This window comes from Thermanaerothrix solaris (assembly GCF_032334255.1).
GTDB lineage: Bacteria > Chloroflexota > Anaerolineae > Anaerolineales > Anaerolineaceae > Thermanaerothrix > Thermanaerothrix solaris.
In genome coordinates, this window is sequence record NZ_JAUHMF010000002.1 from 1,206,352 (window position 1) to 1,221,613 (window position 15,262).

14 protein-coding genes are annotated in these 15,262 nt (G+C 53.5%); all 14 read right to left on the minus strand.

From position 1 onward, the window contains the following. Positions 1 to 7 precede the first annotated feature (7 nt). The 14 genes from murC to QYE77_RS13875 all read right to left on the minus strand — a co-directional run bounded on the left by murC (position 8) and on the right by QYE77_RS13875 (position 15,151). Positions 8 to 1,417, minus strand: a complete 1,410-nt coding sequence (gene murC, locus QYE77_RS13810) for a UDP-N-acetylmuramate--L-alanine ligase (protein WP_315626025.1) — start codon at positions 1,415 to 1,417, stop codon at positions 8 to 10. Then, a complete protein-coding gene (locus tag QYE77_RS13815) occupies positions 1,417 to 1,956 on the minus strand; it encodes a hypothetical protein (RefSeq protein WP_315626026.1) in 540 nt (179 codons plus the stop codon). The genes murC and QYE77_RS13815 overlap by 1 nt, the downstream gene beginning before the upstream one ends. Beyond that, positions 1,953 to 3,071: an undecaprenyldiphospho-muramoylpentapeptide beta-N-acetylglucosaminyltransferase gene (gene murG, locus QYE77_RS13820; protein WP_315626027.1), complete on the minus strand. Its 1,119-nt coding sequence runs from the start codon at positions 3,069 to 3,071 to the stop codon at positions 1,953 to 1,955. Before murG ends, QYE77_RS13815 begins: the two co-directional genes overlap by 4 nt. Further along, positions 2,992 to 4,242, minus strand: a complete 1,251-nt coding sequence (locus QYE77_RS13825) for an FtsW/RodA/SpoVE family cell cycle protein (RefSeq protein ID WP_315626028.1) — start codon at positions 4,240 to 4,242, stop codon at positions 2,992 to 2,994. The genes murG and QYE77_RS13825 overlap by 80 nt, the downstream gene beginning before the upstream one ends. After that, positions 4,221 to 5,612 carry a UDP-N-acetylmuramoyl-L-alanine--D-glutamate ligase gene (gene murD / locus QYE77_RS13830; protein WP_315626030.1) on the minus strand — a complete coding sequence of 464 codons (1,392 nt, stop codon included), beginning with the start codon at positions 5,610 to 5,612 and terminating at the stop codon, positions 4,221 to 4,223. The genes QYE77_RS13825 and murD overlap by 22 nt, the downstream gene beginning before the upstream one ends. Then, complete coding sequence (mraY, locus tag QYE77_RS13835; protein WP_315626032.1) at positions 5,609 to 6,601, minus strand: phospho-N-acetylmuramoyl-pentapeptide-transferase; 993 nt, start codon at positions 6,599 to 6,601, stop codon at positions 5,609 to 5,611. Before mraY ends, murD begins: the two co-directional genes overlap by 4 nt. Next, positions 6,598 to 8,022, minus strand: coding sequence for a UDP-N-acetylmuramoyl-tripeptide--D-alanyl-D-alanine ligase (locus QYE77_RS13840; protein ID WP_315626033.1), 1,425 nt, complete (start codon positions 8,020 to 8,022; stop codon positions 6,598 to 6,600). The genes mraY and QYE77_RS13840 overlap by 4 nt, the downstream gene beginning before the upstream one ends. Before the next feature lie 9 nt (positions 8,023 to 8,031). Continuing rightward, positions 8,032 to 9,852 (minus strand): peptidoglycan D,D-transpeptidase FtsI family protein, encoded by a 1,821-nt coding sequence (locus QYE77_RS13845; RefSeq protein WP_315626034.1) that lies wholly within the window; start codon positions 9,850 to 9,852, stop codon positions 8,032 to 8,034. Next, entirely contained in the window at positions 9,849 to 10,316 is a 468-nt protein-coding gene (locus QYE77_RS13850; RefSeq protein WP_315626035.1) for a hypothetical protein, read from the minus strand. Before QYE77_RS13850 ends, QYE77_RS13845 begins: the two co-directional genes overlap by 4 nt. A 42-nt stretch (positions 10,317 to 10,358) precedes the next feature. After that, the gene (gene rsmH / locus QYE77_RS13855) at positions 10,359 to 11,306 is read right to left on the minus strand and encodes a 16S rRNA (cytosine(1402)-N(4))-methyltransferase RsmH (protein ID WP_315626036.1); all 948 of its coding nucleotides are present in this window, start codon (positions 11,304 to 11,306) and stop codon (positions 10,359 to 10,361) included. An 18-nt stretch (positions 11,307 to 11,324) separates the two neighbouring features. Next, positions 11,325 to 11,810 carry a division/cell wall cluster transcriptional repressor MraZ gene (gene mraZ / locus QYE77_RS13860; RefSeq protein WP_315626037.1) on the minus strand — a complete coding sequence of 162 codons (486 nt, stop codon included), beginning with the start codon at positions 11,808 to 11,810 and terminating at the stop codon, positions 11,325 to 11,327. Positions 11,811 to 11,926: 116 nt separating this feature from the next. Next, positions 11,927 to 12,619 (minus strand): HAD family hydrolase, encoded by a 693-nt coding sequence (locus QYE77_RS13865; protein WP_315626038.1) that lies wholly within the window; start codon positions 12,617 to 12,619, stop codon positions 11,927 to 11,929. A gap of 7 nt (positions 12,620 to 12,626) precedes the next feature. Further along, complete coding sequence (locus tag QYE77_RS13870; RefSeq protein ID WP_315626039.1) at positions 12,627 to 14,066, minus strand: hypothetical protein; 1,440 nt, start codon at positions 14,064 to 14,066, stop codon at positions 12,627 to 12,629. 26 nt (positions 14,067 to 14,092) lie between these two features. Further along, positions 14,093 to 15,151, minus strand: a complete 1,059-nt coding sequence (locus tag QYE77_RS13875) for a C39 family peptidase (protein WP_315626040.1) — start codon at positions 15,149 to 15,151, stop codon at positions 14,093 to 14,095. Positions 15,152 to 15,262: the final 111 nt, after the last annotated feature.

Genomic DNA, 15,262 nt, shown 5'->3' on the forward strand with positions numbered 1-15,262 from the left:
AGGATTATTAGGTCGAATGGACATTGGACTTCTCACTTTCTAGGCGCCAGTCTTGGAGCAGGCGGTAACCAATTTGATTGGCATCCCCTGCGGATAGAATGATCACTACGTCGTCTTTTTTCAGGTGATCCTTAAGGTATTGCGTCACTTCATCCAGACTCGCTATGTACAAGGCTCCGGGGTGCGCCATAGTTTGTACTACTTGTGCGGCTGAAAAAGCCTGTTTAGGCTCGCGGGCGGCATAGATTTCCGTGACGATCACGTGGTCAGCATCGCTGAAGGCTTGGGCAAATTCTGACAGCAGAGTCTGGGTGCGAGAATAGGTATGCGGCTGCCAGACGGCCCACAAACGGCGGTTTGGATACCGCAGACGGGCGGCGGAAAGGGTAGCGCGTATTTCGCTGGGATGATGCGCATAGTCATCAATAATGATGATTCCCTTGTTTTCACCCAGGATCTCAAACCGCCGTGCAGTACCGCTATATTCACCCAGAGCATCGGCGAATGCTTGAGTGTCTATACCAAGGCGATGGGCAACAGCCAGGGCAGCCAGGGCATTGAGTACGTTGTGTTTACCCGGCACCTGCAATGAGACCCGTGCTAGAGAGTAAGAGGCTTCACCTATGGGGTTGAAAATGACCTCAAAGGATAATCCACCGCGGTTATTGGATTTTTCGCTAATCGCCTGATAATTTGAGGATGAAAGATAGCCAAAGGTCCATACCGTGAGCCCCTGAGTTTTCAGGGTTTCGGCGAGACGGGATGTGTTGGCATTTTCGGTGCAGAGAATAAGGTTGCCCCCTGGACGCAGGCGCTGCGTAAAGGCTTCAAAGGTGGCATAGTATTCTTCAGGGGTTGGGTAGCAATCCGGGTGATCATGTTCGATGTTGGTTATGACGATGAGATCTGGATTCAGGCCCAGGAACATGTGGTCATATTCATCGGCCTCAACGACAAAGTGGGATCCACTTCCGGCGTGGGCGTTTGTTCCCAGGTTTTGGATAGTACTGCCAACGATATAAGAAGGATCCAAACCCAACTGGGTTAAACCCCACGCAATCATCGCCGAGGTAGTGGTCTTTCCATGGGTGCCCGCCACGGCGATCCCAATAGAATTTTCCATCAGGCGGGAAAGTAAATGCTCACGTTTAAGGACGGGAATACCCTGTGCATGGGCGGCCTGAATCTCCGGGTTATCCATGGGCACGGCGGATGAGCGCACGATCAGGTCTGCTCCATGGATATGGCTGGGATGGTGACCGATAAAAATTTGAGCGCCAGCCCTCGCTAATTGCTCGGTTGTTACCGAAGCCAAACGATCGGATCCGCTGACGCGGTAACCGTGTTCCAGCAGGAACCGTGCTAAGGCCGAGAGGCCGCTGCCACCAATGCCGACGAAATGAACGTGACGCATCATCAGATAAACACCACCAAAACGAACACAAAGGCTAATGCGATAGCAATATAGATGATCGGCGGGGTCAACAGAGCGGGCGGGAGATAGCGCAACATGCTTAAACTTGCTTGCCCGGCTGCCGTGTTGGGATCTGGAGGAAGGATAGCCGTCCAGGGATAATTGGCCACATGCATGTAGTGCCAGGCAGTGCCCCAAATCAGATAACCGTTGATGGCACCAAAAAAGAAGCCTAAAAGGATGTCTTGGAGATGCTCACGGGCAAATCGCCCGGTAGCGGCGAGTTTAGGAATGTTGGGAGTTTGATACCCAAAAAACACAAGAGCGCTTAGGATGCCAACTCGAACCCAGAAGAGATTGGCCGGTCCGGAGTTTGTCAGGATATCGCGCACGAAGGGAACAAAGGTTTCCAAAACCGTGTTAATAAAGATGGCCAAGATCACGCTAAACGAGACGATGAGTTCCCTGGCCCACCCCCGCATAGCGCCGATAAGGGCGAAAAGAATGACAAACATGTAGAAGAAGACATTGAGACTGATCATTGCACCTCCTTGTGCTTTCGGGGTGCGGGTGATTGAGCGGCCAAGGTTCTAATAAGGTCGGCTAACTTGGTGGCGGCATCGGGTGTGGCAAGAGCACGCATTGCGGTTGCCATTTGCTGTAACCGCTGGGGGTGGCTGAAAAGGTCCTGCAATGTGGGTAACAAAGTCTCTGACAGTTTGGCATCGTCCAAGGTGACGGCTGCTCTGTTTTCAGTCAAATAGGCGGCATTGATGGCTTGGTAGCGCCAGGCATATGGATAAGGCACCAAGATCGCGGGTAGGCCAAAGAATGGCAACTCGCCTAGTGTAGATGCACCGGCGCGGCACAAGATCAAATCGGCGGCAGCGAAGGCTGCACCGATATCTTCGTGCAGGTAAGGAAAAGCATGATAACGATGTTGAAGATTGATAGGAACATGAGCGATTTGCTGTTGCACCTCGGGCCAATCGGTTTGGCCTGTGATATGGATGACTTGAGCCAAATTAAGCAGAGCTTCTAGATGGGTCAGAACAGCGCGATTGATCGAACGCGCACCTTTGCTTCCTCCCATGACCAGAAGCACAGGCTTTTCCTCATCTAGCCCAAACCTCTGACGCGCCTGATTACGTTGCCACCCTATAAGTTCAGTGCGGATAGGGTAACCGGTGACCACAACATTTTTGGCGGCAGGAAAATAATGGCGCGAACGCGGCGTGGTTACTGCGATGGTGTGGGCGAATCGGCTCATGAGGTTTAACGCCAACCCCGGCTCAATATCGGGCACAAAGACCAGGCTGGGGATGGAGCGACCGGCAATTGCCATGGGCACACCCACGTAGCCGCCGGTAAAAAGTAACACATCCGGTTGATAAGCGCGTAGTATGCGGCGGGCAGCCAGGGTGCCGCGTATCAAACGCAGGATATTGCGCGGTAACTGCCGCCACCCTACCCCATGGACACCGGCAGCAGGAATGGCCTCGAAGGGAATCTGTGCGCGCAGAACTAAATCGCGTTCCATGCCACCTTCACTCCCAACCCAAAGCACATTCTCGGCTTCATTGCCCAAGGCCTGCAGGATGGCGAGGGCGGGATACACGCCGCCGCCGGTCCCCCCGGCGCAAACTAACAACCGCACCGTAAACCCTCCTTTCTGAGGTTTCTTTCTCCCGCGCGGAAACGCGGGCGACGCTCATTAATAACCCCACCCCGGTTAGGGTGGTCACGAGGCTAGAGCCACCAATACTGATAAAGGGTAAGACGTTTCCTGTTGCAGGTAAGAGATTAAGCATAGCGAGGATGTTCATTAGGGCTTCCAGCGTGATCCAGAGCGATATGCCGGCAGCGATGAGAGACCCGGCCATATCCGGAGCGCGCCGGGCAATGAGCAGCCCACGCCATAAGATCGCCAAATAACCAACGATGAGGAATAATGCACCGATCAATCCGGTTTCCTCAACGATGACGGCAAAAATGCTATCATGATGAGGAAGGGGGAGACTGGTGAGTTTGGTGGTGCCTTCGCCGATACCCACGCCAAAGATACCTCCCCGCACCACAGCCTCTTGAGCGCGCTGGATGTGATAGGAAGCTGCGAGGGGGTCTTGCAAACCAGCAATGAAGTCGCGGATGCGTGTTTGGCCCGTAGATGAGAAATTAGTAACCAAGAAAGCCACCACACCGATAACGGCGATGATCAAAATGATTTGGCGAATATCTACACCGGCCAGGAAGAAAAGTAATCCACCGATTACCAGAATGGTTAGCGCAGTGGAAAAATCGGGCTCCAACAGGATTAATCCAGCGACAATGCCGATAATGCCGATCAAAGGTAAAAGACCAAAAGTGATTTTATTAAGCACATCTCGTTTAGATTGGAGCCAAACCGCCAGATAGAGAATGGTGACCAGTTTGGCCAATTCTGCGGGCTGGACGGATCCCCCAAGCAACGTGCGTTTGGAGTTGTTGAGGGTTTGCCCGAAAAACAGCACGGCCAGCAGCAAGAGGACGGTGAACCCCATCATCACCAGAACCAGGGGGTAAAGCCGGCGGTAGTCAATATACATCACAACGGTGGCGATGACCGTGCCGACAAAAGCCCACTTGATTTGGTTGAGGAAGAAATAAGAAACACTGCGGCCTTCGGTCTGATTAGCAGAGGGCATCCAGGACGCGGAGTAAACCATCAGCAGGCCAAATCCCAGCAAGAAAGCTACAGCCAGGAACAGAGGAATGTCCAGGCTTAATCGCAATGGGCGTGGGCGGACGATTGGCGGAGTGGTAGGATTTACGGTAGTTGCTTCACCCATTGGCGGAACGCCTCCCCTCGTGCTTCAAAATCGCGAAAAGCATCGAAACTGGTGCATCCCGGTGAGAGAAGCACCACATCGCCTGGCTCGGCCACCCGAGCCGCAACCTGAACGGCTTCTTCTAATGTTGCACAGTGATCTAAGGTGTAAGGACGCTGTCCGGTTTTTTGGGGCCCGAGTGCGCCCAATATCTTTTCTGCAGCCTCACCAAAGACAATGACGTGATCCACGCGTTCATGAATCAGGCGGGCTAAGTCTTCCCAGGGTAGGTTTTTGTCGCGTCCACCCAACAGCAGGACCAAAGGTTCGTCGAAAGCCCGAATGGCAGCAGCGGTGCGTTCCGGTGCGGTAGCGATGGAGTCGTTGTACCAGGCGATCCCGCGCCATACTCGCACCAATTCCAAGCGATGGGGAACACCCGTGAACTCGCGGATGACCTCTCGAGCAGATGTCATGTCCCATCCTGCCGCTATGACAATAGCCAGGGTAGCTAATATATTGGCAACGTTATGCTCTCCGCGCAAGCGAATTTCCGCGCGCGGGAAGAGGGGTTGAATCTCACTCCCATCCCACCAGCAGAGCCTATCCCCTTCTAGGCATGTGCCGGGTTCACCTCGTGGTGGAAGGTTAAATCCGAACGTAATAAGTTGCCCCTGTACCTGATTGCGCAGAGCCCATGCGCCTTCGTCCTCTCGGTTGAGAATGGCGAAGTCTCTTGAATGCTGATGCTGAATAATATGGGCTTTGGCCGCCTGATAGGCCTCAAAGGTACCGTGGCGATCCAGGTGGTTGGGGGTTATATTCAAGATAGCGGCAATATGAGGCGAACGCGTCATGAGTTCTAATTGAAATGACGATAATTCCATGACGGCAATGTCATGCGGCTGCATTTCATCGAGGTAAGAAATGAGAGGGTTACCAATGTTACCTCCCACCCAGGCCCGGCGTGGGGGTTCCAAAGCCCGTTCGGCAATTTTTCCCACCAGGGTGGTGGTCGTGGTCTTACCGGCCGATCCGGTAATGCCGATGACCGGACAGGGGGTCTCTTCGAGAAAGATTTGTGAGTCGTTAGAAAGGGGAATGCCGCGATGGATTGCTTCCTGCACAATCGGCAGAGTGAGTGGCACTCCTCCGGAGAGACACACTAAATCAACTTGATCGAGTAAGGAAGTAGGATGCCCACCTAATACCCACTGAATACCGGGTAAGTCGCTGAGTGCTTGGCGGGCTGTTTCCATGTGTTCTGCCGGACGCTGATCGTTAAGAGTTACTGCAGCGCCGCGTTGCGCTAAATAACGTGCCAGCGCCAGACCCTGCCGCGCCGCGCCCAAGATGAGAACCCGTTGACCTTGCCACCGCCGTGTCATCATACTAACGCCAGTGCTACTCCAAACATCGCAAAAAGAAGGCTAACCAACCAGAAACGCTGGACCACTTGGGTTTCACTCCATCCGCCCAATTCAAAGTGATGGTGGAGCGGTGCCATGCGGAAGATGCGCTTGCCCTTGGTGGCTTTGAAATAGGCGACCTGAATGACTACACTGAGCGCCTCGCTGACCGGGATAATGGCAATAATCGGCAACAAAAGCCACTGACCGGTCATCAGCGCAACGACGCCAAGGGTTGCGCCCAAAGCCAGCGAGCCGGTGTCGCCCATGAACAACTGGGCGGGATGGACGTTCCACCACAAGAAGCCGAACAACGCCCCAACCAACGTAAAGCAGAAACGGCCCAAAAAGACCTGTCCCTGGAGCAGGGCAATGCCACCATAGGCCGCAAAAGCCGTAGCGGCAATTAGCCCGGCTAAACCGTCCAAGCCATCGGTGAAATTAACCGCATTCGACGCGCCCACAATGACGAATACGGCCAGGGGAATGTATAGATTCCCCAGTGACAACGGTTCTTGAACACCGGGCCAGAATAATTCAGGCACTTGCAAGAGATATTTCAGTGCAAAGGCTACCACCAGCGCTAAACCAACCTGAAGCAAAAACTTGGTGCGGGCGCGCATTCCCAAACCACGGCGTGGCCCACGGATGCCCTCCCAATCGTCAATCGCTCCGAGCAGGGCGTAAGAGAGCATGACTAAAAGGGGGAGCAACACCGAACGTCCTAGTACAGTCACACCGATCAACGAAGCAGCATTGAGCAGGATGGTCACCAAGGCTACCGGAAGGATAATGAGCACGCCGCCCATGGTCGGGGTGCCCATCTTGGTGAAGTGCCGATCAGGGCCTTCGACTCGGATGAGTTTCCCGATGCGGAAATGGCGCAGTACCCGCAGGAGAGGCGGCCCCCAGATCACCGCCAACATAAAACTCAAACCGCTTAGCGCCAAGGCGAGGGACGTTTCTCTCATGCGGCTTCCTCCAGTGCAGCAACGATGCGATCCATACGCAGGCCGTGAGAACCTTTAACCAGAACCACGTCACCCTCTTTCAGGATTTGACGCAAGACCTCTACCGCCTGTGTGGTATCTTCCACATGAACAACCCGAGCTGAAGGCAGCCCGGCCTGGAGAGCGGATTCGGCGATTAGGCGTGCACGCTGGCCTAAGGTAATTAGATGATCGGCTACCTCTGCGGCGCGAATCCCGACCAGGCGGTGACTTTCTGCTTCATAGGGGCCGAGTTCAAGCATATCACCCAGTACGGCAATCCTACGTCCTTCAATCTCGTTCAAGAGATTTAAGGCTGCCAACATGGATTCGGGGGCAGCGTTGTAGGAATCATCCAGCACCAGTGCGCCATTAGGTAAGCGTACGGCGACTAACCGCAGTTGGTTACGCGCCTGTTGCAATCCGTGGATAATCTCTTGCCACGAAAGGCCGCAGACTAGCCCGGCGGCGGCGGCACGTAATGCGGTTTGTACGGCATGACGCCCTAGCATCGGTACCCGCAGGTGCAGGGTTTCTCGCCCTAGGTGCAATTGAAATCGTATTCCCTTCAACCCCTGGCTTTCGATATTGTCGGCCCAGAGATCAGCCTTGGGATCAAGGCCATAGTAGAAAATACGCGCCTGTGTTTTATCAGCCATCCAACGCACCCAGGGGTCATCGTAGTTGAGAATGGCGACACCTTCCGGTGCCGGTGGCAGGGCTTGAACCAGTTCGGATTTTCCTCGCGCAATGGCTTCTTGTGAACCTGCTCTTTCGGCGTGCACCGTGCCAATGTTGGTAATAATTCCAATTTGGGGCAGAGCAAGATCGCATAAAAAGGCGATTTCCCCGGGTACGTAAAAACCCATTTCAAGCACGGCACAATCGTAGCCTGCCCCCAGGCGTAAAAGCGTGAGCGGCAATCCGATTTCGTTGTTGAGATTGCCGGGATTTTTTAAGGTGCGATAACGCTGGCTCAGGACTTCTGCCACAACTTCTTTGGTGGTGGATTTACCGACTGAGCCGGTGATCCCGATGACGCGGGGTGAGAATTTACGTCGCCAAAAGCGGGCAATGTCTTGAAGCGCCCGTAAAGTATCCGATACCCGAATCATAAAGGGTGGTTCGGGGATAGAAATTTCGGTTGGGTCTACAGCCGTGGTCAGGTCAAGGGAGGGACGAGGTACAGCGACCTCGTGCTGTATGAATGCCAATAACGCACCGCGGCCAAAGGCATCCTCTACAAAATCATGACCATCGGCGTGTTCGCCTGGAAGCGCGAAGAACATCCCGCCGGGGATGATTTGGCGCGAATCAACTGCGGCCTCGGTTAGAGCAAGTGCCTCAGCCGCGGCGGGACGTTTTCCGGTCAGGGCTTCCAGAATATCACCCAACGTGATCATAAACCTTCCTCACGGTTCCTTCATCTGCTGGCGGACCTCATCGGGTGGAATGCGCAGAATGGTCACAGCCTCTTCAACAACATCATGGAAAACCGGCGCCGCAATGACCGACGCCCATGGGGAAGCGCTTGGCTTTTCCATCCAGATGTAAACGATAAACTGAGGGTCGTCTACCGGCCCCCATCCTACGAATGACGCATTTGTAAGCGGGGACGTGTAACCTTGTTCGGTGGGGATGCTGGCCGTACCGGTCTTGCCGGCTAGACGGTATCCATCCACCAGAGCAGGTGAAGCCTCGTTCACCAAAGCGTTGGCCAGCATCTCACTGAGCGTGCGTGCTGTCTCGGGTTTAATCGGCGCCGTCATTAATTTGGGTGAGACCTCTACTTGCTGACCATTGCGGATGTAGGCTTTAACAATGTGCGGTGCCATCATTTTGCCGTCATTTGCGACGGCTGAAATCGCGGTGATCATCTGAATCGGTGTTACCGAAATCCCTTGTCCGAAGGCATTGGTTCCGAGATCAACCTCGTGCCAATCGGTGTCTCCCGGGCGACGCATAGGATAAAACGCCTCATAGGCGATGTCAATGCCAGTTCGCCGTCCAATTCCAAAGGCTTCAAGATATTGATAAAAGCGAGTTGGCCCCATCTGGTTGGCGACCCAGGCTAAACAGGTGTTAATGGAGTGTTGTAGACATCCTGTCATGTCTTGTGCGCCCCACACCGTATATTCCCAGTTGTGGAGCGAAATCCCTCCGACTGTATAACTGCCAACATCCAGGAAAGTTGCCTCGGGGGTTACAGCCCCGCTGTCTAATCCACCAGCCATTGTCAGCACTTTAAACACCGAACCAGGTTCATAAACCTGAGAAATGGCGCGGTTAAAGGCAGGAATATTTATGATATCAGGGTATTCCCAATAGCGATTGAGGTTGAAACGCGGCGTGCTGGTCATGGCCAAGATTTCGCCATTGCGTGGATTCATGACGATAATGGTAACGGCCTCAGCCCCGCTGGACTCCCGCGCTTGATCAGCAATACGTTCAACCGCGGCTTGGAGTTCACGGTCTACGGTTAAGATCAAACTGCTCCCCGGTGGAATTGTGGGTAGGTTGTCAATTTTACGTGGGTCTTTGGGGATGCGTACCTGAATCGGGGTGCCGGCCAGCAGGCTATCGTAATATTCTTCCACCCCCAGGTGACCGCCACACCAATCGCCATCACGCTGGCATTCGGCCACATTTTCGGGGCGTTTAAGAAAGTTCACGAACCCCAAGATGTTTGAGGCTAAATCATTTTCTGGATAGTAACGCATCGGATGCGCAACCCAATATAGTCCGCTCAGATTTAAAGGCGACCCCTTGTCTCTAGCCTCTTGGATCTTCTGTTCAAGTTGACGGATTTTCTCTGCCGGGACAAAATCCGCAATGGTGATAAACTCGGCTTTCCCTTTTTCATAAGGGGTTTCGGCGGCAACTTTAATCTCAGTATAACCAGGGCGTTCTAAAATTTCGGAAAGCGTCCTGGCAATAGTCTCTGCGCTTTTTGCATAGTGGACTTCGTCCAAGGCAACCCCTATTTCGTAAACTTCAACATTCCCGGCCAGTAGATTCCCCCAGCGATCAAAAATATCCCCACGCTCAGGGAAGAGGGTGCGTATTTCGTAGTTGTAGAAAGCCTCACCGATTTTAGGAAGTTCTTGAGCCCGGGCATCGGTTTGCAGGCGAATAATCTGCATAAGCGCCAAAACTCCCAGGAGCGAGAAAAGAATTCCTACGAGGTAAAAACGGAAGGTGGATATTGGATGAACCGGTGATGTAGTGTTCACGGCTTTATCCCCCGCCCTTTGATTCGCCATTGCAAGACTTCCTCGACCATCCAGTCCCATAATGACTGCTTGTACGCCGGCTTGATGAGGGGTTCGGGTTTTGTGGAGGCTGGAGGGGCGAGTTGGGCTTCTCGCCGCACCAGGGATGGATCTACGGCAATGTACAGCGCCTGGGACATGTCTGCGGGTTGAAAGCCCAATTCACGGGCACGCTGAGCCATAACGCTAGCCGAGGTCAAACTGGCCAGTTCGGCACGTAGGCTAGCGATTTCCAGGGTTTGGGCTTCCCGTGTTTTTTCTAGATACGTGATTTGATAGCCAACCTCGGTGGCTTGAGCGGAAACGGTGAGATAAATTCCGGCGATCAATGCGACCACGGCCAGGACGGCTAAGCCAGCGCCAATCCATTTCAATTGGGTGCGCCAAGGGGATTCGCGGTAGGCCTGGAGAAGGGTTTGATCCATCACGTTTATCTGTCCGCTCTCACTAGGAGTTTGATTAAGCCATCATGCAATACTCATGCCAGGTGGAAGTTTTTCTGCTACCCGTAACCGCGCGCTACGTGCCCGCGGATTTGCCTGGATTTCTTCAGGACGGGGGCGAATGGGGTGACGGGTGATCTCCCGTAGGGTAGCCTGATGCCCACACGTGCACTGGGGCTGTTGGGGTGGGCAGAGGCACTGCGTGCTTTCGCGTCGGAAAAATTGTTTGACCAAACGATCTTCCAGCGAGTGGAAAGCGATGACTGCCAAGCGTCCACCGGGAGCCAGGGCAGTTACTGCCTGTGGCAGAGCGGCTTCTAAGCGTTCTAACTCACGATTAACGGCAATCCGAAGTGCCTGAAAGGTGCGGGTGGCCGGATGAAGATCGTGGGAATAGCGTCCCACGGCACGGCGGATCACCTCTGCCAGTTCGCGCGTGGAGGATATAGGGCGGTTTTGGACAATGGCGTGCGCAATTCGACGCGCATGGCGTTCTTCACCATAATGCCAGATCACATCGGCCAGTTCAACTTCAGAAAGGTTATTGACCAGATCGGACGCCGTGAGTGGATCGCTTGGGTCAAAGCGCATATCGAGCGGCCCATCATGGAGGAACGAGAACCCCCGCTCGGGCTGATCGAGTTGCATTGAGGAAACTCCAAGATCAAACAAGATTCCGTTCACGTGCTCCCATCCTATGGTGTGCAATTGCTCCTGCAGTGTGTCGTAAGCCGCTCGGATCAAAATAAAGCGTCCGGAGAAAACCGAAAGGCGCTGGCTTGCGAGTGCCAACGCCTGTGGATCTCGATCCAGCCCCAGAAGCCGTCCTTCTGGTGAACTGGCTTCTAGAATACCCCAGGCGTGCCCACCGGCCCCCACCGTTGCATCCACATACTTCCCTGGGCTGCGCGGCATTAAGGCATGTATAACTTCTTGGTAAAGTACGGGTTGATGTGGCAATGAAGCAGTCATGTTTCTCGCCAACAAACCTTACAACGAAAGTTCTAGCGAAGTGAAGCGCTGGGCATTTGCTTCGGGATCCTGTAAAAGCTGGCGGTGTTCTTCCCAGCGCTCGTAGGACCAGATTTCAAAGTAATCCCCCATTCCGACGACCATTGCCCGTGAGGAGATTTCAGCGTCTTTGCGCAGCCACTGGGGGATAAGGATGCGCCCCACGCGATCAATATCAACCCGTTCAGCATGGGAAAACAACAATCGCTTGAGCAGCCGCGCATTGGGGTCAGTAAGGCTCATTGTACGTGCATGCTCGGCCAGGCGCTCGAAGACCTCGGCGGGCAGGACCATCAGGTTCTGGTCAAAACCCAGCGTTATATAGCCGTTGGATCCCAGCAATTCCCGGAAACGCGCGGGGACCATGAGGCGACCCTTATCATCCACGACGTGCTCATGTTGTCCCAGGAACATTCGTTCTACATCCTCGATATATGGCGAGACGCCGGTCAGCCGGCGTCCCACAAATTACCACTTGCCACCACTTTCTACCACAGTATAGCCGATTTAAAGGTGATTTGCAAGTAACTTACAAGTCTGTAATCTTAAAAAATGCTGAGAATCGGCTTGAAACTGGGTCTTTATGGCAAGTGCTGGGAGGGGGGCAAGAGATTTATGAGATGTACCGGCGAGGGCAGAATAAGATCTGCACCGGCCCGATGAAGTTCGCGTTCGGTGCCGAAGCCGCACAGAACTCCCACAGCTTGGGCGCCGGCGGCTTTGGCTGCATGAATATCGGGTGGGGTGTCGCCCACCATCAAGCAGGCATGTGGATCAACTTCCATGGCTGCTGCTGCCCACAGAATGGGATCGGGAAAAGGCTTGGTATGGCGCGTGGTTTGGGCGGTTACCACAACACGGAAGAAATGGCTCAGGTGATGTTGCTCAAGGAAAGACTGAGTTGTAACTTCATCCCGTGAACTGACAATGGCTAAAGAGTAATGATGCGTTAGTGCGTGAAGCAGGACAGGAATCCCCGGGATCAGTTTGAACCTATGTCGTATCAATCGCTGTTTTCCACGCAGCCGCTGGTTTAACCATTGGATCGGACGGTCTAAGTCCAAGCGATCGAGAAGCGCGAAAATCCAGTTCCCTGGCGTTTCGCTGCTCATGACCAGCCAACGCGCCAGACGGTGCAGGTGGCGGGCAGGAAAAAAGAGGAGGAAGGGTTTGAGGACGGTTTCCAATCCCCGCACCCATTCATCATCGGTATCGCTCAGGGTGCCATCTAGGTCAAAACAGATTGCACGGATGCGTGAAACACCAAGGGGCATCGGGATGTTATGGCTGAGGAATTAAGGTTTGAAACGCCTCTAGCGCGTCCGTTACAGCCTTGGCATCACTTCCGAGTATCCATATAGTGTATGAATTTTCCCTGATCAGGATGCTTTGGCCTGCGGTGGATACCTGCCAGCGGCTTGTGGTTGTCGCTGTCGAGAGCGGCTGGCCCCAGCGTTGAATGCCGTATTGTCGAAAAGCATTATAGAACTCCTTGGCGTCATTTTCGCTATCCCAGCGGATATTAACTAGCAAAAGGGTTCCCTCATTCTGCGGGTTGCGCCAGACCTGATAAACATCCCCGCCCCAGCCGGCGGCGGCTTGTGCTGCAATATTCTCGTTCAGACGCCAGGCTTGCTTTTCGGCATAGGCAAGGATCAAGTAGAGGTACCATTCCCCAATTTCGCCCTCATCGTAAAGTTCATATCCGGTCAAGACGGGGCTTAAATCTGGCACGTTGACCTCGAGAGGGGCATCGCTAGGGTATTTCTCGGGATGGAGGATCTGTTCCGTAGATAAAGGCGGGTGTTTGAAGGCAGCATTGATTGCATCCCAGCGCCCCTTCTGGTAGAGGTCAAGGACAAAATCCAACCCCTGGCGGTAGGGGAAAAGAAAATCCTGTTGCAGGAATTCGGGTGTAGTATCGAACACGGGGCTTTGATAGTTTTGATAAAACTCCTGAATCTGCTTCCGATCTTCGGGGGTGGCGGCATTGAGTAACCAAAACTGTTCAGTAAGCGAAGCATCGCCTTCAATCAGGGATTGTACTGCGGCACAATATTCACTTTGTTGGTCACAGACCTCGTCAGTCATCTTGAGGCCGCCTTTAAAATCAAACGTTTGATCTTGTAGTGCGTGCGTGTATTCATGAGCATACGTTGACCGCTGGGGACCGCGGAAGGCTTCGTCTTGAATGACGTACATAGTTTTGGTGTCATCATCATAAAAGCCGGCAATTTGCTCGGTATAAAGATCCCGCAATAATGTGTAAAGGTCAAAGTTGCGGGGAAGCAGACCAAAAAGAGATAGGGTGGTGACGTCTTTTTCTACTTCTGCAGGTGTGTAATCTTTGAGGAAGTCATCAATAACCTTTTGATGCAATTGACCGGTGGTAAGGAGCTCACGGCGCAGAGGGGTTCGAGGTTGCAATCCCCGGATGCGAATCACTTGCTGTTCAATTTCGTCCATCTGTGCAGCGATGTCCGGGGGAAGCGATACCATCGTGGGGGTGGTGGTTTCGGCGGTCGGCAAGCGTGAAGGTGGGCGCTGGGTGGGAAAGGCTCGAGTTATTTCTTGGGATAACGTTTCCACTGTTGGGATGGATGGGGTATTTACCGCACGCAGTGTGATTAAGGCGACCGTTGCCAATGTCCCTATCCCAAGACAGGCGATCAGACCGATAAGCACAAGGGTTACAAAGATGTTACGCCGGGTTCTCATCATCAAAAATTTTTACCTCAAAGCGATCATCAGTTTTGTTGTACAAAGCGCAGCGCATACTCTGCATCGGGGTAGCCCGGATGAGCCTTAAGTGCTGCTTCAAAGGCGGCAATGGCTTCATTTTTCTTCCCTTGCCGATACAATCCCCATCCCCGCCAGAGAAGGGCCTCTTCGGAATTTGGGGTGCGTTTGAGGGCATACTCGGTAAGTGCCATCAGGTCTTCAATACGGTTCGTATGAAAATAGGCAAAGAAAGGGCCAAACTGGTAGCGCAGCATCCGCTGCGGTAGGCCAAGGGTACGTGCTTGGTCATAGGCTGTTGCGGCTTCGTCATAGCGTTCGAAGTAAACCAGATTAGTGCCTAGATTGAACCAGGCAAAAGCGTTGGCAGGTTGGTCTTGGGTTTCGCGTTGAGCAATTTCAAGTGCGTGTGTGCGGTTTGCGGTCACATCCCAATCTGCACCTAAAAGGCTTTGGATGGTGCTCTCACTCTCGGGAGGAAAGACCAAGAAGTAGACACGGTTAAAAGCCTGCCAGTTCTGGTCTAGACCGGTGTAGGGAATGAGGCGGTTGGAGCCATAAAAGGAATCCTGGGCGATGAAGTAGCCTTCCCCCTCGTCATAACCGGTCAGCAATAAATAATGCCCTGCCCAGCGGTCATCATTAGGCCAGTAGGATTCTTCCATCAAGTAACCCTCTTCAATCACAACTGGGAAACCGGCTGCAAGCAGGTGTTTCAGCAACATGATGTCGCCCCCAACGCGAAATTCGCTGCGCAGCCATCCAACGTAATTACGGGTGAAATACAAAAGTTCTTCAATATTGACGTTGCGATCCTGAGGAATGGGTTTGATGATATTGGCAATGTCGGATTGGTTGCCGTTCCAACCATAATACCGCAAGAGCATTGTTAACGTAGCCGGGCCACAGTTGTTGATGTCCTGTTTCTCGTATGGCGGAGGGGGCAATTCTACCCGTTGGGGCAGTGGTGTTGGCGTTGGAGACGTGGTTGAAGTCGGGCCAGGTAATGCAGATGGGACCTCTTGAGGGGTTGCAAGGGTGGGGAGAGCCGTAGAAGTTGGAGGCATAATCCTCACCCTGGGTGTCGGGAGCGGGTTAACTGGATCAACCACACCTCGCAGGTAAGTGGCAAAGATTTCATATCGCCAGATCAGCCGGGAACGAAAAGATGGTAAGAA